The sequence below is a fragment of the Streptomyces sp. 4N124 genome (assembly GCF_052245395.1).
GTDB lineage: Bacteria > Actinomycetota > Actinomycetes > Streptomycetales > Streptomycetaceae > Streptomyces.
Window position 1 is genome coordinate 29,224 of the sequence record NZ_JBQQBS010000033.1, and the last position, 22,418, is coordinate 51,641.

Annotated in this window: 22 protein-coding genes; 8 read left to right on the top strand and 14 right to left on the bottom strand. The window is 71.1% G+C overall.

Going from position 1 to position 22,418, the window contains the following annotated elements:
- Positions 1-124: 124 nt before the first annotated feature.
- The 5 genes from ACTWQO_RS29045 to ACTWQO_RS29065 all read right to left on the bottom strand — a co-directional run bounded on the left by ACTWQO_RS29045 (position 125) and on the right by ACTWQO_RS29065 (position 5,643).
- Positions 125-343, bottom strand: coding sequence for a hypothetical protein (locus tag ACTWQO_RS29045; RefSeq protein WP_443240319.1), 219 nt, complete (start codon positions 341-343; stop codon positions 125-127).
- Complete coding sequence (locus ACTWQO_RS29050) at positions 340-1,278, bottom strand: pentapeptide repeat-containing protein (protein WP_443240320.1); 939 nt, start codon at positions 1,276-1,278, stop codon at positions 340-342. The genes ACTWQO_RS29045 and ACTWQO_RS29050 overlap by 4 nt, the downstream gene beginning before the upstream one ends.
- 82 nt (positions 1,279-1,360) lie before the next feature.
- On the bottom strand, positions 1,361-2,008 hold the full coding sequence (locus tag ACTWQO_RS29055) for a hypothetical protein (RefSeq protein ID WP_443240321.1): 648 nt from the start codon (positions 2,006-2,008) through the stop codon (positions 1,361-1,363).
- A gap of 645 nt (positions 2,009-2,653) precedes the next feature.
- The gene (locus ACTWQO_RS29060) at positions 2,654-2,743 is read right to left on the bottom strand and encodes a DUF6221 family protein (protein WP_443240322.1); all 90 of its coding nucleotides are present in this window, start codon (positions 2,741-2,743) and stop codon (positions 2,654-2,656) included.
- A 404-nt stretch (positions 2,744-3,147) separates the two neighbouring features.
- Entirely contained in the window at positions 3,148-5,643 is a 2,496-nt protein-coding gene (locus ACTWQO_RS29065) for a SpoIIE family protein phosphatase (RefSeq protein WP_443240323.1), read from the bottom strand.
- Between the two features lie 172 nt (positions 5,644-5,815).
- On the opposite strand from ACTWQO_RS29065, the gene ACTWQO_RS29070 reads away from it, so the two are divergent.
- The 6 genes from ACTWQO_RS29070 (at position 5,816) to ACTWQO_RS29095 (ending at position 12,068) form a co-directional block, all read left to right on the top strand.
- Positions 5,816-7,060, top strand: a complete 1,245-nt coding sequence (locus tag ACTWQO_RS29070; protein ID WP_443240324.1) for a PP2C family protein-serine/threonine phosphatase — start codon at positions 5,816-5,818, stop codon at positions 7,058-7,060.
- Positions 7,061-7,201: 141 nt separating this feature from the next.
- Positions 7,202-8,590: a rhodanese-like domain-containing protein gene (locus ACTWQO_RS29075; RefSeq protein WP_443240325.1), complete on the top strand. Its 1,389-nt coding sequence runs from the start codon at positions 7,202-7,204 to the stop codon at positions 8,588-8,590.
- Positions 8,587-8,958: a rhodanese-like domain-containing protein gene (locus ACTWQO_RS29080; RefSeq protein ID WP_443240326.1), complete on the top strand. Its 372-nt coding sequence runs from the start codon at positions 8,587-8,589 to the stop codon at positions 8,956-8,958. The genes ACTWQO_RS29075 and ACTWQO_RS29080 overlap by 4 nt, the downstream gene beginning before the upstream one ends.
- Positions 8,955-9,770 (top strand): sulfite exporter TauE/SafE family protein, encoded by an 816-nt coding sequence (locus ACTWQO_RS29085; RefSeq protein WP_443240327.1) that lies wholly within the window; start codon positions 8,955-8,957, stop codon positions 9,768-9,770. The genes ACTWQO_RS29080 and ACTWQO_RS29085 overlap by 4 nt, the downstream gene beginning before the upstream one ends.
- A gap of 59 nt (positions 9,771-9,829) precedes the next feature.
- Positions 9,830-10,417, top strand: a complete 588-nt coding sequence (locus tag ACTWQO_RS29090; protein ID WP_443240328.1) for a rhodanese-like domain-containing protein — start codon at positions 9,830-9,832, stop codon at positions 10,415-10,417.
- A gap of 172 nt (positions 10,418-10,589) precedes the next feature.
- Entirely contained in the window at positions 10,590-12,068 is a 1,479-nt protein-coding gene (locus ACTWQO_RS29095; RefSeq protein ID WP_443240385.1) for an MFS transporter, read from the top strand.
- A 183-nt stretch (positions 12,069-12,251) separates the two neighbouring features.
- Here ACTWQO_RS29095 and ACTWQO_RS29100 read toward each other — a convergent pair whose 3' ends face one another.
- From ACTWQO_RS29100 to ACTWQO_RS29125, 6 genes are all read right to left on the bottom strand, one after another.
- Positions 12,252-13,001, bottom strand: a complete 750-nt coding sequence (locus ACTWQO_RS29100) for a carbonic anhydrase (protein WP_443240329.1) — start codon at positions 12,999-13,001, stop codon at positions 12,252-12,254.
- Positions 13,002-13,186: 185 nt separating this feature from the next.
- Positions 13,187-13,561 (bottom strand): peptidase M23, encoded by a 375-nt coding sequence (locus tag ACTWQO_RS29105; protein ID WP_443240330.1) that lies wholly within the window; start codon positions 13,559-13,561, stop codon positions 13,187-13,189.
- A gap of 50 nt (positions 13,562-13,611) precedes the next feature.
- Positions 13,612-13,998 carry a hypothetical protein gene (locus ACTWQO_RS29110; RefSeq protein WP_443240331.1) on the bottom strand — a complete coding sequence of 129 codons (387 nt, stop codon included), beginning with the start codon at positions 13,996-13,998 and terminating at the stop codon, positions 13,612-13,614.
- A 25-nt stretch (positions 13,999-14,023) separates the two neighbouring features.
- Positions 14,024-14,422 carry an SH3 domain-containing protein gene (locus ACTWQO_RS29115; RefSeq protein WP_443240332.1) on the bottom strand — a complete coding sequence of 133 codons (399 nt, stop codon included), beginning with the start codon at positions 14,420-14,422 and terminating at the stop codon, positions 14,024-14,026.
- Between the two features lie 90 nt (positions 14,423-14,512).
- The gene (locus tag ACTWQO_RS29120; RefSeq protein WP_443240333.1) at positions 14,513-14,965 is read right to left on the bottom strand and encodes a hypothetical protein; all 453 of its coding nucleotides are present in this window, start codon (positions 14,963-14,965) and stop codon (positions 14,513-14,515) included.
- 209 nt (positions 14,966-15,174) lie between these two features.
- Entirely contained in the window at positions 15,175-16,326 is a 1,152-nt protein-coding gene (locus ACTWQO_RS29125) for a S1 family peptidase (RefSeq protein ID WP_443240334.1), read from the bottom strand.
- A 246-nt stretch (positions 16,327-16,572) separates the two neighbouring features.
- Between ACTWQO_RS29125 and ACTWQO_RS29130 the strand changes: the two genes are divergently transcribed.
- On the top strand, positions 16,573-17,211 hold the full coding sequence (locus ACTWQO_RS29130; RefSeq protein WP_443240335.1) for a class I SAM-dependent methyltransferase: 639 nt from the start codon (positions 16,573-16,575) through the stop codon (positions 17,209-17,211).
- Positions 17,212-17,216: 5 nt separating this feature from the next.
- Here the strand turns inward: ACTWQO_RS29130 and ACTWQO_RS29135 are convergent, their stop codons facing one another.
- The 3 genes from ACTWQO_RS29135 to mgrA all read right to left on the bottom strand — a co-directional run bounded on the left by ACTWQO_RS29135 (position 17,217) and on the right by mgrA (position 20,077).
- Positions 17,217-17,897, bottom strand: a complete 681-nt coding sequence (locus ACTWQO_RS29135; protein WP_443240336.1) for a class I SAM-dependent methyltransferase — start codon at positions 17,895-17,897, stop codon at positions 17,217-17,219.
- Between the two features lie 50 nt (positions 17,898-17,947).
- Positions 17,948-18,823: an oxidoreductase gene (locus ACTWQO_RS29140; protein ID WP_443240337.1), complete on the bottom strand. Its 876-nt coding sequence runs from the start codon at positions 18,821-18,823 to the stop codon at positions 17,948-17,950.
- A 210-nt stretch (positions 18,824-19,033) separates the two neighbouring features.
- The gene (gene mgrA / locus ACTWQO_RS29145; RefSeq protein WP_443240386.1) at positions 19,034-20,077 is read right to left on the bottom strand and encodes an L-glyceraldehyde 3-phosphate reductase; all 1,044 of its coding nucleotides are present in this window, start codon (positions 20,075-20,077) and stop codon (positions 19,034-19,036) included.
- Between the two features lie 354 nt (positions 20,078-20,431).
- On the opposite strand from mgrA, the gene ACTWQO_RS29150 reads away from it, so the two are divergent.
- Positions 20,432-22,417: a DUF1996 domain-containing protein gene (locus tag ACTWQO_RS29150; RefSeq protein ID WP_443240387.1), complete on the top strand. Its 1,986-nt coding sequence runs from the start codon at positions 20,432-20,434 to the stop codon at positions 22,415-22,417.
- The last annotated feature ends 1 nt before the right edge of the window (position 22,418 follow it).

The following is a 22,418-nucleotide window of genomic DNA, read 5'->3' on the forward strand; positions in this document are numbered from 1 at the left end:
CCCGATGTGGCCAGCGACAGGTCCGGCCCGTACAGCGACTAGTTGCCAGCCGTCCCGGACGGCACGGTGAAGGTGGCCGCGAAGTCAACGGTCGACGCGCCCCTGTAGATCAGGTGTCAGTGCGTCAAGCAGCGTTGTGCTTGATGTCAAGGGCATTGGTGATGTCGGTGAGGTCCCAGAGCGCTACGCGCTGGCCGCGGCTGGGATTGGGTCGGTAGTCGGCGGGCGTCACCTTGTGGCGGTGTGCCCATGTGCGGAAGTGGCCTGGCTGCATGCCGAGGGAGTAGGCGGCCATGGCGGTCGTCACGAGGGGCCGCCCCTCTCTGCCGTGTGAGGTGGTCACACGCTCAGTGCGCACTCAGCGATGCGGGCCTTGACCCTCTCGTCTGCTTGAAGGTCCGCAGGCAGTTTGGTTTCTGTGTTCAGACGCGCCTTGCAAAGCTCTTCGACGTCGAGGCCACGTGCCTGGCTCAGGTCTGCTCCCCTCAGATCGGCATCTTCGAGGATGGCGTGGGTCAATGTGGTCTTATCGAGACGCGCCGCTGTCAGCTTCGCGTTGTAAAGGCTTGCGTCTGTCATTGCAGCGGCACTCAGATCTGCTTTGTGAAGGCTCACATTCGACAAGTTGGCTGCTTCCAGGTTTGCGGCAGCGAGGTTTGCGAAATCCATGCACGTGTCCGTTAGATCGGCGTGTTGAAGGTCGACAAGTCTCAGTTGCACGCCAGCCAGATTCAGGGGGTCTATCCCGCGCGACCACCTGCGGCCGATGACGGTCATCGCGGCCTGTACTTCTTCCTTCGGCCGGTACTGTGACTCGTCATCTGCTCCCTTCGCTGCCTCTTTGCGCACGAAGGCAGCGAGGACTTGGACGATCGTGTCGCCATCCTTCTTCGAGTCGCGCATGATGCGTTCCAGCGCATAGATTCCGCCGATTCGCGAGGTCGCCTCTTTGTCCGACAGCAGTTTGATGGCCTCCACGTAACGATCGGTGACCTGCCCATCGCGGGTCAGTTCCGCCTGCTCCCGGTCCTTCGTCCGAGTGTGCTCCAGGGTCCGGTGCGTGTAGACGAGACCGGCGAGACCCAAGACACCGAGGCCGAGAGCACCAAGGGCGGTGCGGAAACCGGTGATGACGACGCCGTCGGCAGGCTGAAGATCCTTCTCACGGAGATGGGCGCCGTCGAGCCACCATGGCCCCTGCCAGAGCAGCAGCGCGTACCCCACAACTAGACCCACCAGGGCGACAGCGAGTGTGATCCATTTCGTCTTCGGCTTCATGCTGATCAGCATGGCCTGGCCGAACCTGCTCTAATCGGTGAACAGCGGAGTCCGAAGCAGAAGTTGAGGTTTGCCTCGCTCCCTACTTGATCGTGCCGGTCCAGTTCGGGTCCTCTCCGAGGAAGCTGCCGTCTTCCAGCCAGGCCTCGTCCATGCGGGACATGGTGAACACGACGTCCTTGCCGTCGGCCTTGGCGATCGTGTACTCGGAGGTGAAGGTGCCGCTGCGCCCTGGTGCGAGGCGGCCGGTCATCTGCTTGGAGTCGGCCTCGACGTACAGGGATTGGGTCTGGCCACCGGTGGTGGCGCCCTGGGCGTCGTAGCCGAGGTTGTCGAGGTCGTACGGCTTGGCCGTGCCGTTGGTGACGGTCCACGTCATACGGAAGGCCGTCTTGTCGGCGTCTGGCCGGTCGTCGAACTCACCGAAGCGGGTGATGGTGCGGATGCTGTCGACCTTCACCTTGATGCCGTCCTTGTAGGCGAACGTGTCACCCGCCGCGAGTTCGGTGTCCGGCTGCTCGGTCTCCATGCCAGTGGCGAGGCCGCACTGGTCGATCCAGTCGGCTTGTGACAGCTGCGAGTCGGGTCCGCAGTCGGGCGTCTCGGAGGCCGGCGTGCTGCTGGCGGCGGCGCGTTCGGCCTTGCCCTGCGCGGGCTCGTTGCCGCTACAGGCCGTGAGTGCGGCGGCGAGCAGGGCGGCCACGGCGAGTGCGGTTCGTCTGGTGTGCATGGTCCCCCCAAGGACGGTGCTGGTGGCTCGTCAGTGTGGGGAGCTACCGCAGGTACACCCAGGGTATGTGCACGGTTCGTGGCCGATTCGTGACGGTGGCAAGTGCCTGCCTCCGCGGGGGTGTTGACCTCGCAACCATCGGCCGTCACCCGTGACACGCCAGTCGTACGGGGCGCTGGAGGAAGTGACCCCACCGACGGGGGTCGAGGCGCCTGCTCTCGTGGGGAGGTACGCGGGCGCCGACGTGCAGGGACAGGCTGGTTCCCCCCCGTGACGGGTCTGCCCCTGCTCGCAAGAGGTGAGGCGGCCCGGACGCCCATCGGCGGGGCGCCCGGGCCTTTCCTGTGGGCGGGGCGACAGGGCCCGCTCTTCAGGCTTGCAGGAGCCTGCCGGTCGCTGCGGCCGCGGGCCGGGGACCGGTCTACCCATCCCTGTGCGTCGCCCCTATGTGGGAGTCCTGGCAGTCAGCGGACGCCGCGCCCCCAGCGTCGGCGGTCCCGTCCCACACCCACAGCGTGCGGCAGCCAGTGCAGCGCGTAAAGCGCCAGCCATGCGAGTCGAGCCGCCACGGCCGCCCGATGGGCTGGCACGACGGGGAGCAGCGGATCATGTCCTAGACGGTGTACGCGTCGACGAACGAGGCGCTCACAGCCGCCACTCCGGCCGGTAGTCGGGGTGGTCGTCCCAGATGGCGGTGACAGCGCGGAGGCAGGCGTGCGCATGGGTGCTGACCATCTTGGACCACAGGTCCACCCTGTCGCGGAGGACGGCGGTCTGCCTCAGGACGGGGCCGGGTCGTGGCGGACGATGTGGGTGCGGTCGACGTCCTGCACGACGAGGGCAACGCGAGGCCAGGGTCCCGCCTCGCCGGATGGAGGAGTGCTCACCCAGTTCCGGCTGCCGGAAGGGCAGTCGTCAGGCGCACCCGCGGCGTCAAACCCGCCACCGCAAGGTAGGCGGGAATCTCCTTCCCGAGCTTGCGAAGGGAGGAGAGCACTTCAAACTGCGGGACCCCAGGAGGAGGCGGCGACGGAGGCGTAGGAGGCGCCGAGGCGCCGCCGCGGGCGAGGCGAGGCGGTGGCGACCGGCGCGGCGCGGAGGCGAGGGGCGTCACGCAGGGTGACAGCCCTGCCGCGCGGTCACGGGCGTGGGTGCGCGGAGCGGCGCGTGGCCAGCAGCAGCGCGATGTCGTCCGGGCGGTCGCGGGCGTGCCGGGCCCGCGCGGTGAGCCGGTCGGCGATGCCCGTCAGCGGCCGGCCGCCCGGCGCGCCCGACTTGGCGAGGGCCACGCGCAGTTCCGTGATGCCGACGTCGATGTCGGCGCCGGGCCGCTCGACCAGGCCGTCCGTGTAGAGCGCGAGGACGGCGCCGGGCTCCAGCCGCAGTTCCGTCACCGGGTAGTCGGCGTGCGGGTCGACGCCGAGCACGACACCGCCGGGCAGATGCAGGACGTGCGTGCTGCCGTCCGGGTCACGCAGCAGCGGTGGCGGATGTCCCGCGCGGGCCGCTTGGCTGGCGCCGGTCGCCGGGTCCAGGCGGATGTAACAGCAGCTCGCGAACTGTCCCGGATCGAGGTCGATCAGCAGCCGGTTGACGCCGCTCATGACCTCGTCCGGTGGACGCCCGCCGAGCGCGAACGCCCGTACGGCGCTGCGCAGTTGCCCCATCGTGGCCGCCGCCTGCACCCCGTGCCCCTGGACGTCCCCGATGACCAGGGCGAGCCCGTCCCCGGCCTCCACGACGTCGTACCAGTCCCCGCCCACCTCCATGCCCTGCGTCCCCGGCAGATAGCGCCCCGCTGTCTCCACCCGCGGATGCGACGACAGGCGCCGGGGGAGGAGGGCCTGCTGCAGTCCGCGGGCGAGGGCCGCCTCGCTCTCGTAGCGCTGGGCCTTCTCCATGGCGTGCGCGATCAGCCCGGCGAGCGCGGTGAGCACCGTCCGCTCCTCGGAGCTGAAGCTGCGGGGGCGGTCGAAGCCGAGGATGCAGGAGCCGACGGGGCGGCCGGAGGCGATCAACGGCAGGAAGGCACGGGCTCCTTCCGTGGCGTCGAGCGGGATGCCCGGGTACGTGGCGGCCAGATCCTCCATGGAGTCGAAGAACAGCGGCCGGCCCGAGGTCAGCGTCTCCACACCGGGCAGGTGCGCGTCCAGGCCCACCCCCTCGAAGGGGGCGAGGAACCCCGGTGGGAAGCCGGTCTCCCACGCCAGGTTCAGATGCCGCTCCTGGAGCAGGTAGATGGCGAGGCGACGGCCGCCGAACGCGGGCAGCAGCTCCCGCATCACCACCGCGGACACCTGGCGGGCGGTGACCGCCTCCGTCAGCGCGATGGCGAGGACGATGGGCCGGTACAGCGGAGCCATGGACGGAGCACCGGACGCCGACGCCCGCTCGGCCGGCGAGTCCGTGATCCGCCCGGCCGGCTGGAGGGTGCAGGTCAGGTGGTCCGGGCCCGGGTACACGGACAGGGCGAGCCAGTCGCCCTCGAACTCCCCGCCGTCGTCCGCGGGGCGCCGGACGTGACAGTGCACCGGATCCGGTGCCAGCAGGGCGCTGCGCAGATGGTCCTCGCAGGCCGGCTGGTTCAGCCAGGGCACGGCCTCCCACAGGGAGCGGCCCAGCAGTTCCTCCCGCGACCGGCGCAGCAACTGAGTGGCCCGCAGATTGACGTACACCACCAGCCCCAGCCGGTCCAGGCAGAACACGCCGTCCGGCAGGAGGTCGGCGGCCGTGTCCGCCGCGGCGCCGGGGCCCGGATCCAGTACGACGCCTCGCACCCGGTACGGGTCCGGGTGCTCGGCCGGTGTGTCGTACGCCGTCCAGAGCTCCATCAGCCGCAGCGCCCCGTCCTCGGCCCGAACGTACAGCGGCAGTGACGGAGGTCTGCCGGAGGCCGTCTCCCGCAGCGCGGCCAGCACGCGGGGCGCGTCGGCCGGTGTGGCCACCGCGTCGGCGAGCTCCTGCACGGACGGAGCGTCGTCCGACCCGCCCAGCAGGGTGTGCAGACGCTCGTCCGCTTCCACGGCCCCGGTCGCCGGATCCCAGGCGAACCGGGCGGTGCGCCCCGTGGCCGGGGGCACGCTCGGCGGTCGTAGGCACAGCGGCTCACCGTCCCAGACGACCGGCGGGACGGCCCCGGCCTCCAGGCCGCGCAGGTCCGCCCCCAGTTCCTCGGCGATCCGGGTGAGGCGGTCGCGGACGGGCAGCAGTTCGGTGGCGTCCGGGGCGGTGGGGCGCAGGACGGTCAGGACGCCGTACACCCCTGACGAGCCGGCCGAGCCGGCCGCCGCCACGACGGGCACGTACAGGGAGCCGAACGGGAAGGGCAGTCCGGCCGCGAACTGGGGGTAGCGGCGCATCGTCTCCGTGGCGTTCGGCAGGATCACCTGCACGCCGAGCCGATAGGCGTCGGCGACGGGGAACGGGCGGTCGACGTGCATCCGCCACCACGGGCGGAACAGCTGCCCGGGCAGGCCGGAGAGCACCGCCAGGCGCAGCAGTCCGGGCGTGCTGGAGCGCAGATAGACCCCGCCGGCGCGACCGCCTGCCGCGTCGACCGCCTCCGTCGAGGCGTCGGCCAGCAGCGCGGCGAGCCTTCCGGGCATCCGGTACGTGTCCTCGGCGCTCCGAGTCATCGGCCCTACCTCGTCCGTGCGCCGCCACTCGGGCGACACAGCAAGAATGCGCCACGACGCGCCCGGTTCGCACCTGGGCGACGGGAACCGGTCGCTCCGGACCGGGAGCCGTTCACGGCCCGGTCGGCGAGCGCTGCGCCGTCACCACTGGAACATATCCGCCGATACTTGAATGAATACGTCGGAAAGGGATGTGGTGGAAGACGACCGGGCTGTCCGACCCGCAGCGGCCTCGGCCGACCGGTTCGCCCTCGCGGAACGGGCCGTGGTCGCCATCGGCACGACTCTCGACGAACGCAGGACGGGCGCCGAACTGGCCGCCTTCCTCGCCGAGGTGCTCTGTGACGCCGTGGCCGTCGACCTGTTCCCGCAGGACCGGGAGCTGGACGCCCCGCCGGGTTCGCTGCGGCCCGTGGCGGTGGCAGGGCGGCGCGAACTGCTGGACGACCTGCGCCGGACTCCGCGCGGCGAGGTCCTGGTCCGGGCCCTGGACGAGGGCCGCCCCCTCACCGCGTCGTTCACCCGGGCGGGCGGCAACCGGCTGGCCGCGCTGTCCGTGCCGCTCCTGGCCTGGGACCGGGCCTTCGGGGTGGTCCTCGCCGTGCGCACCGACCGTGTCTTCACCGACGACGAAGCGGCCGTGGCCCACTACGCCGCCCGCCTGGCCGCCGCTCACCTCCACCATGCCGCCGAGCACTACGCGGCCCGCAAGACGGTCCTGAACTTGCAGGAGGTCCTGCTCCTCGCACCCAGCCAGCCGCACCCGAACCTGGACATGGCCACCCGCTACCTCCCCCTCGGCAGCGGCGCCCTCGTGGGCGGCGACTGGTACGAGACCGTACGGCTGCACTACGGCCGCACCCTCCTCGTCATCGGCGACGTCATGGGCCACGGCCTGGACGCCGCCGTCGACATGAACGCCTACCGGTCGATGCTGCGCTACGTCGCCTCCACCGATCTGCCCCCGCACCGGATCCTGCGGCGGATGGACACCTCGATGTCCGAGGACAGCAACCGCAGGCCGGCGACCTGTCTGCTCGCCCTCCTGGACCCCGCGCGCGGAACCGTCGCCTTCTCCAGCGCGGGCCATCTGCCGCCCGCCGTTTTCCACCGGGACGGCGCCGGCGAGCTGATCGAGCTGCCCGTCGGCCCGCCTCTCGGTACCGGCTTCTCCGACTACGAGTCGGCCACCGTGCCGCTCACCCCCGAGGACACCCTGCTGATGTTCACGGACGGTCTCGTCGAACGCCGCGACGAGGACATCGACAACTCCCTCGCCCGCCTGGCCCGCCTTCATGTGAAGCCCGACCTCGACGTCTCCCACCTGCTCGACGAGGTGCTCGACCGCCTGGGCGCCGACGCGGCGGACGACGACGTCGCCGCGCTGGCGGCACGCCTGCGACACCGGGTCAGGTGACGCCGGGCCCGTCTCCAGGCTCCCTCCCTGAAAATACCCCCGGGGGTACCCGTGCTAGTCTCCGACACATACCCCCCGGGGTAATTTTCGTTACTCGGGGAATCGCGACCGGGAAGTTCGACTGGGAAGGGGGTGCTCGGCGTGTTCTTCGTCGACACCATCGAGGTGACAGGACTCGGCAACCGCGGCTATCTGGCGGGCGGCGAACGGACGGCGGTGGCCGTGGACCCGCCGCGCGACGTGGACCGGGTGATCGCGGCGGCGGCCCGGCGCGGCGTGCGGATATCCCACGTCGTCGAGACGCACGTCCACAACGACTACGTCACCGGCGGCCCGGAACTGGCCCGCCTCACAGGCGCCACGTATCTCGTCCCGGCCGCCGCCCTGATCTCCGTCGACCACACCCCCGTCCACGACGGAGACGTCATGGTCGTCGCCGCCGAAGACGCCCTGACCCTGCGGGCACTGGCCACGCCCGGACACACCCCGCACCACACCTCGTACGTCCTCGAAGAACACGGCGCCGCCGTCGCGGTGTTCACCGGCGGATCGCTGCTCATCGGCACCGTCGGCCGCCCCGACCTGGTCGAACCGCGTCTCACCGCAGACCTGGCCCGCGCCCAGCACGCGTCCGTCCACCGCCTCGCGGCCGAACTCCCGGACGAGACGGAGGTGTTGCCCACCCACGGCTTCGGCAGCTTCTGCGCCTCCGGCACGGCCGACGGCACCGCCACGACGATCGGGAAGGAGAAGGCGGCCAACACGGCGTTCACCCGCGACGCCGACACCTTCGTCGCCGATCTGCTGGCCGGTCTCGACGACGTCCCCGCCTACTACGCGCACATGGGCCCCGCCAACGCCGCGGGCCCCGCGCCCGTCGACCTCACCCCGCCCGCCGTGGCCGGCGCCGACGAGATCGCCGAGCGCCTGGCCGCGGGGGAGTGGGTCGTCGACCTGCGCAACCGGGTCGCGTTCGCCGACGGACATGTCGCGGGCTCCCTCAACTTCGAGGCCGAAGGACAGCTCGCCACCTATCTGGCCTGGCTGATCCCCTGGGGCAAGCCGGTGACGCTCCTCGCCGAATCCCCGTCCCAACTGGCAGCCGCCCAGCGCGAGTTGGTCCGCGTCGGCGTGGACCGCCCGGCCGCCGCGGCGACCGGCGATCCGTCGGCCTGGGTGCGCCGGGGGGAGACCCCGGCCTCGTTCCCGCGCGCCGCCTTCACCGACCTCGCCGCACAGCACCGGACGCGGGACATGGTCGTACTGGACGTCCGCCGGTCCTCCGAACGCGCCGCGGGCTATGTCGACGGCTCGCTCCACATCCCCCTGCACACCCTCCACCGGCGGCTCGCGGAGGTTCCGGCGGGCGAGGTGTGGGTGCACTGCGCGGGCGGCATGCGCGCCGCCATCGCGGCCTCCCTGCTGGACGCGGCGGGCCGTGACGTCGTCGCGGTGGACGACACGTTCGCCGCCGCCGAGCAGGCCGGACTCACCGTCCGCGGGTGTCCGGGGAACGAGCAGCGCCGATGAGCCGACTCCGGTACGGCCCCGGCCGGATCACCGCCTCCGAGGCCGCCCACCGCACCCGCCCCGCCGCCACCGCAACGTCCGTACTGCTCGACGTACGGGAAACAGACGAATGGCAGGCGGGCCACGCCCCCTGGGCGGTCCACCTGCCCCTTTCCACGCTGAGTTCATCAGAGGTACGACTGCCTCCCGAGGCCCGGGACAGACAGCTGGTCGTCATCTGCCGCTCGGGCAACCCCTCCCGGCAGGCCGCCGAACTGCTCACCGCACAAGGCGCCGACGCCGTCGACGTGATCGGCGGCATGCGGGACTGGGCGACGGCCGGCCTGCCCGTGGTGGACCAGCACGGCGGGGAAGGCGCCGTCACGTGAGTGCGCTGATCCTCGCCCTGTGCGCCGGGGCCGTGACCGGCCTTGCGCTCGGGGCGCTCGGAGGCGGCGGCAGCGTACTGACCGTCCCCGCCCTGATCTACCTGCTCCACTTCACCCCGGCCGCGGCCACCACCGCGAGCCTGACCATCGTCGCCGTCACCTCCGCCACCGCTCTCACCGCGTACGCCCGCGACGGCCACGTCCACTGGCGTACGGGGCTGCTGTTCGCGGCGGCGGGCAGCGGACCGGCGATGGTGGGCGGTGCGGTGGCGGGGCGACTGCCGGATGCCGCGCTGACGGCCGCTTTCGGCGTGGTCGCGTCCGTGGCAGCGGTACGGATGCTGCGTGGGCCCGGGCCGACGGATGCCGGGTCGGCTGTCCTCCTGGAGCGGACACATGCCGGACCGTCGTTCCGAGCCGTCGGGCGGACGGACACCCGGCAGCCCGTCGGTCCCGGTCGTGCGACAGCCGCGGGTGCCGGGCTCGGTGCGGTCACCGGGGTTCTCGGAGTCGGCGGTGGCTTCCTTGCCGTGCCCGCGTTGACCGGTCTCCTCGGCCTGCGGATGCGTGCGGCGGTGGGTACCAGTCTCCTGGTGATCACGGTCAACTCGTTGGCCGCGCTGGCCTGGCGGGCCGGTTCGGTGGACTCCCTGGACTGGACCGCCGTAGGGCCCTTCGCCGGGGCCGCCGTCCTCGGTGCCTGGGACGGCAGGCGGCTGGCCTCGAAGGCCTCCGCCCGCGCCCTTCACCGGACCTTCGCCCTGGCACTGCTGGCCGTGGCTGCCTTCATGCTGATCGATTCCGTACTCTGAGACACGCTTCCGTGTCGTGAGACCCCGCTCATCAGATCGACCCACCGAAAGGTTCCCGCATGACCGCCCCCTCCGCGCCCGTCACCCTCGACACCGACGAGGCCCACGCCAGGTTGCACGAGCTGACCGTCATCGACGTACGGACCCCCGGTGAATACGCCGCTGGCCATCTGCCCGGCGCGCTCAACATCCCCCTGGACCGCATCCGGGGCACGCTGCCCGACCTCCGGCACGCCGCAGAACGGTTCGACCTCCTGCTCGCCTGCGCCTCAGGCGCCCGCTCCGAGAACGCCCGCGCGGTCCTGGCCGAACACGGCATCTCCGCCGCCTCCCTGGCGGGCGGCACCGACGCCTGGGCCGCCGCGGGCCACGACGTGGACCGGCCCGCGACCCGCGCCACCCGTGCGACCTGGAGCATGGAACGCCAGGTCCGCCTGACGGCAGGCGCCATCGTCCTGCTCGGCCTGCTGCTCGCCCTGCTGGTGCATCCGGCCTTCCAGCTCCTGTCGGCAGGCATCGCCGGAGGCCTGGTCTTCTCCGCGCTCACCAACACCTGCGGAATGGCCGTGATCCTGTCCAAGCTGCCCCACAACCGCCCCCGTGAGACGGACCTCGCCGCCACGATCGCGGCACTGCGCGACCGGTGATCGAGTGGTAGATCGAGTGGTAGTCCGCCGCGCGGCGGCGTACGGTCGAATGGTGGCAAAAACCGGCCACTGATCCGCCGCACGGCGCACTGTCATGACCAGCCCGCAGCCCGCACCCCAAGCACGGACCACCACTCAGCAGGAGAAAGAGGGTGGTGGCCGGGGCAGCGCGATGGCGCTTCTGGTCATCGCCTCCTGCCAGTTGATGGTGGTCCTCGACATCACCATCGTGAACATCGCCCTGCCGGAGATCCAGCGGGACCTCGACTTCTCCACGACGAGCCTGTCCTGGGTGGTCAACGCCTACACACTGACCTTCGGCGGACTGCTGCTGCTCGGCGGACGGGCCGGTGACATCCTCGGCCGACGGCGCGTGTTCATGTTCGGCGTGCTGCTCTTCGTCCTCGCCTCGCTGCTGGGCGGACTGTCGCAGAACTCCGGCCAACTCCTCGCCGCCCGCGCCCTCCAGGGCGTCGGTGGCGCCATCGCGTCCCCGACCTCGCTCGCCCTGATCAGCACGACGTTCCGCGAAGGCCCCGCCCGCAACCGGGCGTTCGGTGTCTTCGCCGCGGTCTCCGCGGGCGGCGGCGCGATCGGGCTGCTGGCCGGCGGGATGCTGGTGGAGTGGCTCAACTGGCGCTGGGTGCTGTTCGTCAACGTGCCGATCGGACTGCTGATCGTGCTCGCCACCCCGCGCTGGATCCGGGAATCCGAGCGTCACCCCGGCCACTTCGACCTGACCGGTGCGCTCACCTCGACCGTCGGCATGGTGCTGCTGGTGTACGGGTTCATCCGGGCCGCCCAGGACGGCTGGCGGGACGCACTCACCCTGGCCTCGTTCGGCGCGGCCGTCGTGATCCTGCTGCTGTTCATCCTCGTAGAACGCCGCTCCAAGCAGCCCATCACACCCCTGCACATGTTCGCCGACCGCAACCGGGCCGGCACCTACGGCATGATGCTGAGCCTCGCCGCCGCGATCTTCGGCATGTTCTTCTTCCTGACGCTCTTCGTGCAGAACGTGCTGGACTTCAGCCCGCTCATGACCGGCCTGGCCTTCCTGCCGGTGAGCGCGGTCATCGCCGTCGGCGCGGGCCTCGCCTCCCAACTCCTGCCGAAATACGGGCCCAAGCCGTTCATGGTGACGGGCGCGATCCTGGCCGCCGCGGGCCTGGGCTGGCTGACGCTCACCGACGTCCACTCCACCTACGCGGGCAGCATCCTGGGCCCGATCCTCGTCTTCAGCCTCGGCATGGGCATGGAGTTCGTGTCCCTGACCCTGATGGCCCTGTCCAACGTGCCCACCCACGAGACCGGCGCCGCCTCCGGCCTCCTCAACGCCACCCAGCAGGTCGGCGGTTCCCTCGGACTGTCCATCCTGGTCACGATGTTCGGCACGGCCAGCAACAACGAGGCCGACAAACAGATCCCGGCCTTCCTGTCCCAGGCGACCCCCGCCGAGCGGCTGCGCTTCGAACGCACCGGCCAGCTGCCCTCCCCATGGGCCGACGAGATCCTCGCCTCCGGTGTCTCCGCCGCCTTCATCGTGGCCGCGATCTTCACCGGTATCGCCGCGGTGATCGCCCTGCTGGTCATCCAGGTCCGCCCCTCCGACCTGGAGCGCCTCAAGGGCGGGGTGGGCCCGGTCCCCTGAGCCACGCCGCCGCGCCCCGAAGGGGCGCGGGGAACTGCGCGACCAGCCACGACGGTGCCGCAGACGGCCGACGACCCCTCACGGCCCCACGGCGGAGCCGCTCGGCGCGACTCTCGCCGCCGGACTGATGAGCTGAAGTGGCGTGGCGCGCCGACCGTCCGGTCCACGCACCACGCCGGACCGTCAGACGACGCCGTGGACGCGCTGGGTGGTCAGCTCGTAGCGGGCGCCCACGATGGCCAGTTGACCGCCGGTGACCTTCGCGGCGAGGTCGGGTTCCGCGGCGAGCCGCGCACGGACGAGCCGTACGTTGGCGTCGATCGTCGCGTCGATGCGGGCGTCACCCTCCACGGTGTGATCGATGGCCGGGTCTATCTGGTCGGCCAGGTACTGGATGTGAGCGGGCAGCCGCTTCCCGGACTCGTCGGCCTCGACGGCGGCCTTCACGGCACCGCACGACTGGTGCCCGAGCACCATCACGAGCGGGATGCCGAGTTCGAGCACTCCGTACGCGATGCTGCCGAGCACCGCCTCGTCCAGCACCTCACCGGCCGTCCGTACGGTCATCAGGTCGCCCAGACCCTGGTCGAAGACCAGCTCCGGCGGCACGCGGGAGTCGATGCAGCCGAGCACGACCGCGAAGGGATGCTGCCCCGACGTCAGCGCCTGCCGCACGGCGGGCGTCTCGTCCGGGTGCCGTTCACGGTAGGTGCGCCAGCGCAGATTTCCCGCGGCGAGTTCACGCCGGGCCTGTCCGGGGGTACTGGGCCGGGGGCGCGTGCCCGGCCCGGGAGGGGCCGCGGACGCGGTGGAGACGCCGGCGGACACGGCACCGAGGACCGCGGCTCCGGTCAGTCCGGCGCGCAGGAGCGTGCGTCGGGCGGGCGTCGTGGGGGTCGGCAGGAAGCCGACGGATCTGTGGGGAGTGTTCACGTCGCAGAACGTATGTGCGGATCGGAGGCTGATCCTCCGCGTTGCCGAATCATGGCCGGACGTGACGCAATCATGGGCAAGTTCGCACCGGTGTTTGGTGATAGCGAGGGCTGCTCTTGGCAGACCGCGGGGCGAGCCGGTCGCCCGGCTCGCCCCGCATGCCTCAAGGGCCCGATCGGCCGGCGTCAGCAGTCCGGGACGCCCTCGATCTTCTCGCCGCCCTGGAGGTACAGGTTGTTGACCCAGGCGATGTCGCTGCCGGCGAACTCCTGGACCGCGGTCCACCAGCTGTTCGTGCCGACGGCGGGGTCGGTCACGGTCTGGCCCTGCTTCTGGCACACGGCGTCCAGCCAGTGCTGCGAGCGGACCGCGAGCACGTTGGACGAGGTGTTCGTGTCCTCGCGGAGCTGGACGTCGGTCGCCCAGATGTAGACGTCGGTGAGGGCCGGATCGCCGTCGTTCGGCGCGGCCGGGGCGGCCTGGGCCGTGGCGGCGAAGGCGCCGGTGGCGAGCGTGGCCACGGCGAGCGCGGTGGCGGTGCGGCGGATGAGCTTGTTCATGTGAATCTCCCCCGGAAGTGGTGGGTGTGGTGACGGGTGTGGGGCAGCGGTCAGCCGCCGGCCCAGACGCATTCCGTGGGCACCCCGTCGATCCAGTTGGTCGCGTTGTCGATGTAGTAGCTGGGCATCACCCCGTACTTGGTCCAGCCGGGCACCTCGACGACCACCCAGTACGGGTTCCCGCCGATCGACTGGCCCGGGAACTGGCAGCGCACGAAGACCTCGGTCGGTGCGCTCACCTGCCCCAGAACGGACGGGCAGTTGGTCGTGGACGGGTGGTCCCAGCAGGCGTCGGGGTAGACCTCGCGAATGTTGACGTCGGTCGCCCAGACGCCGTACATGCCCTGTCCGTGTCCGTCTGCGGTGGCCGTCGGGGCCGTGGCACCGACCAGGGCGAGGGCCCCGGCGGTGGCGAGCAGTCCGATTCTCCTGCGCATGGCGTACGCCTCCTTCTCGGGCGGGTCAGCAGGTCGCGGAGGCGGGCAGGTCGCCGTACTCGTTGCCCTTGAGGTAGACGGCGCTCACATAGCCCTCCACGAGCTTCACCCAGATGTCGTTGGTGACGCCGTGGTCGCTGACGGTCTCGCCGCGCGTCCAGCAGTAGGCGCCGCGCGGCTGGTCTGCCGCGACGCTGCCGACCTTGGCGGTCGAACTGGCCGGACCCTGGCGAACGTTGACGTTCTCGTACGGGACGACGGCGTAGGGCGCCGCCAGGACGCGAGCGTCACCTCGGCCCGCGTCGGACGCGGAGGCGGCGGTCGGGGCGGTCGCGGCGGTGGCCGTCGTGGCGGTGAGCGGGCCGAGCAGGGCGAGTGCTCCGGCGCCGACGAGTGCGGCCCTGGTGAAGGTGCGCGTGGTCATGGTGCTTGTTCCCCCTGTGCTGAGGTGGTGCTCTTCGGCGAGGTGGTGCTCTTCAGCGCGGTGCGTACGCGCGCGTGCCGTACGGATGGCTCAGTGCCAGCCCGTCTCGGCCAGGACATGGCCGTCGCAGGTGAGCAGCGCGTGCGAGACCCGGCCGTCGAGGTTGTTGCCGATCTTCGTGAAGGCGTAGTCGATGCCCGCGTCGACGGTCTCGGAGACCCATCCGTCGGGGCGCGCGGCCCCGGAGTTCGAGCGCTCCAGCACGGCGGCGCAGTTGTCCCGGGAGTTCTCGATCCGGGCGAAGGAGCCGCAGCTGTCGGAGTAGAAGTACTTCAGGGCCATGCCCTCGGCGTACTGGGTGGCGCCCACCTGCCGGAACGTGCCCGAGCAGCCGGAGACGGTGGGGTACTGGCCCTCGTGGGCGAAGGCCCCGTAGTTGCCGCCCGAGTGCGGTGCGGCCTGAGCGGTGAACGGCGTGGTCAGTGCCAGCACGGCGGCGGCACCTCCGGACATGAGCAGGGTCCTGAGCGAACGGCGGCGCATGAGCCCTCTTTCGTGGGTCGCGTTGTTCATGGCGTTACGGCGGACGGTGACCGGCTGCATGCCTGGTCATCGCCCTTGTTCGCGACCTTAGGGTCCGTCAGCGCCGCTGCGGCACCTGACAATTGTCAGGACGCGGAAGGCTCCGCCGGGCAGCCCGGCGGAGCCTTGTGTCGTCGTGTGAATCAGGCGGAACAGGCGGATCAGGCGGATCAGGCGGTGTGCAGGGTCAGCCCGTAGCGGCCCAGGATCTCGTTCACGGGCTGGAACCAGGTCTCCCCGCCGCCGGAGCAGTTGCCCCAGCCGCCGGAGGTGACGCCCTGCGCCTGGTCACCGCTGATGAAGGAGCCGCCGGAGTCGCCCCCTTCGGCGCAGACGCTGGTCTTGGTCATCTGGTGCACCGCGCCCTGGCTGTAGTTGACGGTCTCGTTCATGGCCAGCACCCGGCCGCAGTGCCAGTGCGTGGTCGAGCCGGAGCGGCAGATGGAGCTGCCGACGGGCGCCACGGCCGAGCCGCGCACCAGCTGGTCCGAGACGGTGCCCCAGCCGAGGACCACCGGCACAGTCCACCAGCCGCTGCCGACGTTGACCCAGGCGTAGTCGTTGTCCGGGAACGAGGAGCCCTGGAAATTGCCGATGTACGAGCCGTCCCAGCCGCGCACCCCGGCTCCGGCCCCACCGCAGTGCCCGGCGGTGACGAAGCCGCCGTGGACGGAGAAGCCGATGGAGCAGCGGACGTTGCCGGTGTAGTAGGGGTCGCCGCCGACAGTGCCGGCCGCGAAGGTCTCGGGCGCGTCCGGCACGGTCCGCACGGTGACCGGTCCGGTCTTGCGGGCCTGGGAGACGAACCGCTGGACATCGTTGTCAGCGCGCTCGTCGTCGACCACGTTCACCACGACGGTGTTGGCGGCCGGATCGACGTGCCAACTGCTCACGCCCGAAGGCGCGGACAGCCGGTCTATACGTGCCTTCGCCGCGTCGAGCTGTCGCGCACTGTGCTCGACGGTTTGGACGGTGGCACCGGCCGTCTTGATGGCCCGTACGGTCGTGGGGGAGGCGTCCGAGGTGACGGCCACGGTCAGCCGCCCGCTCTCGGCGTCGAACCATGAACCGCCGTACGCGGCTCCGGCGGTCCGGCGTGCTGTGGGTGCCAGCTCCGTGGCGGTCCGCTCGGCCTTCAGTCGCGCTTCGGCCTGGTCCTTCGACAGCCCGAAGTCCCGCTGCATCGCCTGCAGCAGGCCGGCGGAGACGGACGGTGTGTCGGCGGAGTCGCTCGCGGAGGCCGGCAGAGTTCCGGCCGCGGCCCAGCTGCCCAGCATCAGGAGGGCGGCCAGGCCGGCGTGCATGAGTCTGGTGCGTCTCATGGATGTTGCCCTTCGTCGTTCCAACTAGGTGGGGGTGGAACAACCGCAAACTGAGAGCGCTCTCACCGGGGTTGAGCCGAGCTTAGCCACGCGGCCCTATCAGGTCCATGCCAATGCCGGTGTTTGTTCCGCGGGGATGCGCCCGACGCCGCACCTGATTTGCGGAACCGGCAAAGAAGCTTTGCGGCCGATGTCGTAACGACGCAGGCTGCACTTCTGGATCGTTCAGCACCTCAGGGAGGCACCATGCCCGACATCCCCGTCACGGAGCCCGCCGCATTCTGGGAGGCCCGCTACCGCGACAGCACCCGAGTATGGAGCGGGCGCCCGAACGACCTGCTCGTCCGCGAGGCGGCGGACCTCCGCCCGGGCACCGCCCTCGACCTGGGGTGCGGTGAGGGCGCCGACGCGGTGTGGCTGGCGTCGCGCGGCTGGCGCGTCACCGGCGTCGACATCTCCGCCACCGCCCTCGAACGCGCCGCCGAGCATGCCGTCGAGGCCGGCGTGGGCGACCGGGTCGCCTGGGAACGCCACGAACTGGGCGAGACCTTTCCGCAGGGACGCTTCGACCTGGTGAGCGCGCACTATCTGCAGTCCCCGGTCGGAATCGACCAGGAGGGGGTGTTGCGGCGGGCCGTCGAAGCGGTCGCCGCCGACGGCACCCTGCTGCTCGTGCTGCACGCCGGCTGGCCGTCGTGGCAGACCGAAGCGCCCTTCGACGTGGAGTTCCCAACGCTCGACGCCGTGTTCGCCCAACTCGCCCTGCCCGATGGGAGTTGGACGGTCGAGACCATGGAGACGGTCCGCAGGCCCAGCGTCTCGCCCGACGGCATCGAGGGCCACCGGGACGACAACGTGTGGCGCATCCGGCGCACCGGCCCCTGACCGGATCAGCCTGCCCAGGGCTCCCGCTCGCAGTGCACGAACAGATGCGGCTCGGGCAGGGCATCGGGGAGCGCGGGCGCGAACATCACGCTCTCCTCGGACAGCACCGCGAGGCCCGCGGCGGTGAGCATGGTGGTGAAGTCCTCGGGGGAGAAGCTGGTCGCGCGCACGGACTGCCCCATGAAGACGGTCTCGAAGTCCTCGACGTCGACCGGCACCGTGGCAAGCGCCATCTGCCCGGCGGGCTTGAGCGCACGCGCCAGGCGCCGTACGAGGTCGGACTGCTCCCCGCGGGACATCTGCAACAGCGAGAAGTACACGCAGACCGCGTCGAACGCGCCCTCGTCGAGGGGGACTTCGCGGATGTCGGCGCAGCGGAAGGTGGCGTCGGGCACCTGCCGGGCGGCGAGATCCACCATGACAGGGGAGACGTCGACACCGAGGACGTCATGTCCCGCCGCGGCGAGCGTGTCGGCGGTGGGCCGCCCCGTGCCGCTGCCCACGTCCAGCACCCGGCTGCCGGGGGCGAGACGGCCGAGCAGCCGTTCCAGCGAGGCCCGATGCGCCTCGGACCGCGCGAAGGCCTTCTCGTACGTGGCCCCCAACGCGTCGAACACTACCGCGGCCGGCGGACGCTGGTCCTCTGTGGTCACCTTGCCCCCTTCGCTACGCGCGTGCCCGGGCATCGTCGCAACAGGGCCGGACGGCGCACAACCCGCAGTCGCCGCGCACGGTTTCAGAAGGGCTCGATGGAGTAGCGGACGCCGGTGAGGAGTTCGGACCGCTCCCACAAGCGGGTGGCGAGCGTGCCGTCGCGTGAGGTGCGGCTCGAACCGACCGTCGTCGGGTGGCCGTGGCGCTGCAGGAACCCGTCCGGCCCGATGCAGGTGCCGCCCACGATCCCGGGAGCCGTCGCCGCGTACAGGATCGGCAGCGCGCCCATCGCGGGGCTCTGCGCGGGCCCGCCGGCGAGGATCTTGCCCTGGAACGAGGTGTCGCGGCGCTGCCCCTCGGTGGCGGAGATGCCGGGGTGGGCCGCCACCGAGACGGTGCGCCGACCCGCCGCGGCGAGTCGGCGCTGGAGTTCGTGGGCGAACAGCACGTTGGCGAGCTTGGACTGTGCATAGGCCAGCCACCGCTGGTAGCGGCGGCGTTCCCAGTTGAGGTCGTCGCTGATCCGGCCGAGTACGTGCAGGCCGCTGTACACGGTGACTACACGGTCGCGTACGCGGTTGATCAGCAGGCCGGTGAGGGCGTACGGCCCGAGGTGGTTGGTGCCGATGTGCCGCTCGAAACCGTCCGCCGTGCTGCCCTGCGGCACCGCCATCACGCCCGCGTTGTTGATCAGCGCGTCGACCTCGCCGTCGAGACCGTCGGCGAACGCCCGCACCGACGACAGATCGGCCAGATCAAGGCGGCGCACCTCGGTGTCCCTGCCGATCGGCTCCGCCACCGCCCGCGCCCGGTCCGGGTCCCGGCACGCCAGGATCACGTGAGCGCCGGCCTCGGCCAGTGCCCGGGTGACCTCCGCGCCGAGCCCGCTGTTCGCGCCGGTGACGACCACCGTGCGCCCGTGCTGGTCGGGTACGTCCGCCGCCGTCCACTTGGTCATGTGGCATCACTCCCGCCGTGCCCCGGCAGGACGATTCTCGCGGCTCGCGGCATCTGGAGCCAGCCGTCGTCACCGGCGGCAGATGGCGGCTACCCGGCTGGTCGGTGCGGTCCCTCGCCGCGGTCAGTGTGGTGACGTTCGTGGCGACATGGAGCGGCAGATCCGCACGCAGGGCGCCTTCCTCGTCGTGCGCAGCACACCCGCACCGGTTCAGCGGAGCTTCCCGAGTCTGGCGTCCTGCCACAGGTCGACGCCGCCGTCACCGGCGTACTTGTCGATCTCGGCCAGCTCCTCGCCGCTGAAGTCGAGGTTCTCCAGCGCGGCGACGTTCTGCTCCAGCTGTTCGGTCCGCGAGGCGCCGATGACGAGGGAGGTGACCCGTTCGTCGCGCAGCGCCCACGCGAGGGCCATCTGGGCCAGGGTCTGCCCACGGTGGGCGGCGATGTCGTTCAGCGCCCGCAGCCTGTGCAGCATCTCCTCGGACAGCCACGTGGTGTCGAACGACGTGCCCTGCGCGGCTCGCGAGTCGTCGGGAACGCCGTCCAAGTAGCGCCCGGTCAGCAGCCCCTGGGCGAGCGCCGTGAATCCGATGACCCCGAAGCCCTCCTCCTGTGCGGCGTCGAGCAGCCCGTCGGTCTCGATCCAGCGGTTGAGCATGCTGTACGACGGCTGGTGGATGAGCAGCGGGGTGCCCAGTTCCCGGAGGATGGCGGCCGCCTGCCGGGTGCGCTCGGCGTCGTACGAGGAGATGCCGACGTAGAGCGCCTTGCCCTGGCGCACGGCGGTGTCCAGGGCGCCCATCGTCTCCTCGAGCGGGGTGGTGGCGTCGAGGCGGTGGGAGTAGAAGATGTCCACGTACTCCAGCCCCATCCGGTGCAGCGACTGGTCGAGTGAGGCGAGGACGTACTTGCGGGAGCCGCCTCCCTGGCCGTAGGGCCCCGGCCACATGTCCCAGCCGGCCTTGGTGGAAACCACCAGCTCGTCCCGGTACGGGGCGAGGTCCCGCCGCATCAGCCGCCCGAAGTTGATCTCCGCGGCCCCGTACGGCGGACCGTAGTTGTTCGCGAGGTCGTGGTGCGTGATGCCGAGGTCGAAGGCCCGCAGTGCGATCTCGCGCTGGGTTTCGAAGGGGCGGTCGTCGCCGAAGTTGTGCCAGTAGCCCAGGGACAGCAGCGGCAGGTCGAGTCCCGAGCGTCCGGTGCGCCGGTAGCGCATGGTGCCGTTGTAGCGCTCGGGATTCGCGATGTGGTTCATCGGGTGGTCTCCGGGTGGTGCGATGCGGGGTGGCCCGCCGGATCCGCGGGACATGCCCACCCTGCTCCTGCGTGATCGTGAAGTCCAACGGCTCGCCGTCATGCCATTCAGCGGACGCGTTTCTGAATCGGTTCGGGGCGCGGGTGTCGCGTGCCGGCCGAGGTGCGCCTCGAACAACCTGAGAAATTTCCATGAATCTGTGAGGGGTTTGAACACGCGGGGGCCGAGCTCCGTATGGGGCGTGGGGATTCCATGCCGAAGCAGATCCACACGCGTAGGAGTACTTCCTTGACTCGCACCTCGCGCAGACGTCCAACGGGCAAGCGGCGCGCGACCTTTGCAGCGGTCGCGCTGATGTTGGGCGGAGGTGGACTGATAGCTGCGAACGTCTACGCGTCGGCGACCGAGGACGGCGCCACGCAGAGCGGGACCGATCAGGTCCTCGCCTCCGGAGCCGCCACGATCGACTGCCCGGACGTGGGCAGCCGGCTGACGACGATGCCGGACACGGCCCGGCCGGACGTCGACCGTGAACTCGCCCTCCTCGATCAGCAGATCACCGACGCCTACCAGCGTCTGAGGGAGGCCCAGGCCGCGCAGCAGGACGTCGGCTCCGTCGACGGCGGGATCATGAACCCGCTGAAGGAGGACCGGGCCGCCACGATCGAGCGCATCGCCCAGGCCATGGACGGCGCTGGCGACCGCCCCGAAGGACTCGACGCACTCGCGGCCTGCGAACTGCGCGCCCCCGAGGCCCCGGTCGAGAACGCGGACCAGGACGGCCAGGACCAGGCAGAAGGCGGCGACGGCCAGGACGCGGGCGAGGGCCAGGACCAGGAGCAGCAGGACGGCCAGGGCGGGGGCGGCCAGCCGGCCGGCAACGGCCCCGTGGCCGACGACTACGCGGACATCACCGCCGTCCAGCCCAACGCCCCGGGCCCGGCGAACGCCTCCCGCGGCACCTTCACCACCAGCTGCGGCGTCAACGAGAACGGCCTGTTCAACTCGGACAACGTGATCGTGGCCCCCGGCGTCACCAACGGCGCCCACCACTTCCACGACTACATCGGCAACCAGGCCAACGACGCCTTCGCGAGCGACGACGACCTGGCCGCCGCCGACACCAGCTGCGAGGACGCGGGCGACAAGTCCACGTACTACTGGCCCGTGGTGCGGCTGCAGAACGGCGTCCAGGAGCAGGACGCCAACTCTCCCGGCGGTGGCATCGAGGGCAACGCCGGTGAGATCGTCACGCCCAAGCAGGTCACGCTGACGTTCGTGGGCAGCCCGCAGGGCGAGGTCACGGCCATGCCGCGGTTCCTGCGCATCATCACCGGCGACGCCAAGGCGTTCGTCAACGGCACCGCCAACGCCAACGCCTCGTGGAGCTGCACCGGCTTCGAGGACCGGCAGCTGAAGGACAAGTACCCGCTCTGCCCGCAGGGCAGCGACGTCGTGCGCACTTTCAAGTTCCAGAGCTGCTGGGACGGCTCGAACATCGACAGCGCCAACCACCGCACGCACGTGGCGTTCGCCGCGGCCGACGGCAGCTGCCCGTCCGGCTTCAAGGCCATCCCGCAACTGGTGCAGCGCATCGTCTACGACGTCGACGCACCGAGCCTCGACGACGGTGGCCGTACGACGCCGCTGTTCGCGGTGGACTCCTTCCCCGAGCAGCTGCACAAGCCGGTCACGGACCACGGCGACTTCATCAACGTCTTCGACGAGAACCTGATGACGGAGATGGTGGACTGCATCAACAGCGGCCGGCAGTGCGGTGCGGGGGCCGGTGACGGTGGGGGCGAGGAGCCCGAGCAGCCGTCTCCTCCGGCGGATGAGCCCGAGCAGTCGGCGCCGCCCGCCGACGAGCCCGAGCAGTCGGCGCCCCCCGCGGACGAGCCGGAGAAGCCGTCGCCGAGCGCCGACGACCCGGCCGGCGGCGACAACGGCGAGGCCACTCCCGACGACCCGGGCAACGGGCAGCAGACCGAGGAGCCCCCGGCCGACACGCCGGCCACCGAACCGGAGAACGGCGCCGCGAACCCTCCGGCCGACGCCGACGAGCCCAAGGTCTACGCCACGCCGTCCCCGAAGCAGTCCGACGCCGCCGCCCCCGTACAGGGCGGCGGAGGACAGGACGAGGAGGAGATCGGGGAGGCCGCGACCCAGCAGCCGGTCGCCAACGACGACGGGTCCGACCAGCAGGCGGCGGGACAGACCGAACCGCAGACCGTCGGGGGCTCACTCGCCGACACCGGCGCGAAGTTGTGGCCGGCCGCGGCCGGGGCGGTCCTCCTGATCGCCGGTCTGCTGCTGTTGCGGCGACGCGGCTCGGCATGAC

Excerpts from the sequence above, each read along its gene's own strand:
- ACTWQO_RS29060 (WP_443240322.1), bottom strand. The coding sequence starts at position 2,743 with ATGGTCAGCACCCATGCGCACGCCTGCCTCCGCGCTGTCACCGCCATC.
- ACTWQO_RS29070 (WP_443240324.1), top strand. The coding sequence starts at position 5,816 with ATGAATACGTCGGAAAGGGATGTGGTGGAAGACGACCGGGCTGTCCGA.
- ACTWQO_RS29150 (WP_443240387.1), top strand. The coding sequence starts at position 20,432 with ATGTTGGGCGGAGGTGGACTGATAGCTGCGAACGTCTACGCGTCGGCG.
- ACTWQO_RS29135 (WP_443240336.1), bottom strand. The coding sequence starts at position 17,897 with ATGCCCGGGCACGCGCGTAGCGAAGGGGGCAAGGTGACCACAGAGGAC.
- ACTWQO_RS29110 (WP_443240331.1), bottom strand. The coding sequence starts at position 13,998 with ATGCGCAGGAGAATCGGACTGCTCGCCACCGCCGGGGCCCTCGCCCTG.
- ACTWQO_RS29140 (WP_443240337.1), bottom strand. The coding sequence starts at position 18,823 with ATGACCAAGTGGACGGCGGCGGACGTACCCGACCAGCACGGGCGCACG.
- ACTWQO_RS29080 (WP_443240326.1), top strand. The coding sequence starts at position 8,587 with ATGAGCCGACTCCGGTACGGCCCCGGCCGGATCACCGCCTCCGAGGCC.
- mgrA (WP_443240386.1), bottom strand. The coding sequence starts at position 20,077 with ATGAACCACATCGCGAATCCCGAGCGCTACAACGGCACCATGCGCTAC.
- ACTWQO_RS29120 (WP_443240333.1), bottom strand. The coding sequence starts at position 14,965 with ATGCGCCGCCGTTCGCTCAGGACCCTGCTCATGTCCGGAGGTGCCGCC.
- ACTWQO_RS29055 (WP_443240321.1), bottom strand. The coding sequence starts at position 2,008 with ATGCACACCAGACGAACCGCACTCGCCGTGGCCGCCCTGCTCGCCGCC.
- ACTWQO_RS29125 (WP_443240334.1), bottom strand. The coding sequence starts at position 16,326 with ATGAGACGCACCAGACTCATGCACGCCGGCCTGGCCGCCCTCCTGATG.
- ACTWQO_RS29115 (WP_443240332.1), bottom strand. The coding sequence starts at position 14,422 with ATGACCACGCGCACCTTCACCAGGGCCGCACTCGTCGGCGCCGGAGCA.
- ACTWQO_RS29095 (WP_443240385.1), top strand. The coding sequence starts at position 10,590 with ATGGCGCTTCTGGTCATCGCCTCCTGCCAGTTGATGGTGGTCCTCGAC.
- ACTWQO_RS29065 (WP_443240323.1), bottom strand. The coding sequence starts at position 5,643 with ATGACTCGGAGCGCCGAGGACACGTACCGGATGCCCGGAAGGCTCGCC.
- ACTWQO_RS29105 (WP_443240330.1), bottom strand. The coding sequence starts at position 13,561 with ATGAACAAGCTCATCCGCCGCACCGCCACCGCGCTCGCCGTGGCCACG.
- ACTWQO_RS29130 (WP_443240335.1), top strand. The coding sequence starts at position 16,573 with ATGCCCGACATCCCCGTCACGGAGCCCGCCGCATTCTGGGAGGCCCGC.
- ACTWQO_RS29090 (WP_443240328.1), top strand. The coding sequence starts at position 9,830 with ATGACCGCCCCCTCCGCGCCCGTCACCCTCGACACCGACGAGGCCCAC.
- ACTWQO_RS29050 (WP_443240320.1), bottom strand. The coding sequence starts at position 1,278 with ATGAAGCCGAAGACGAAATGGATCACACTCGCTGTCGCCCTGGTGGGT.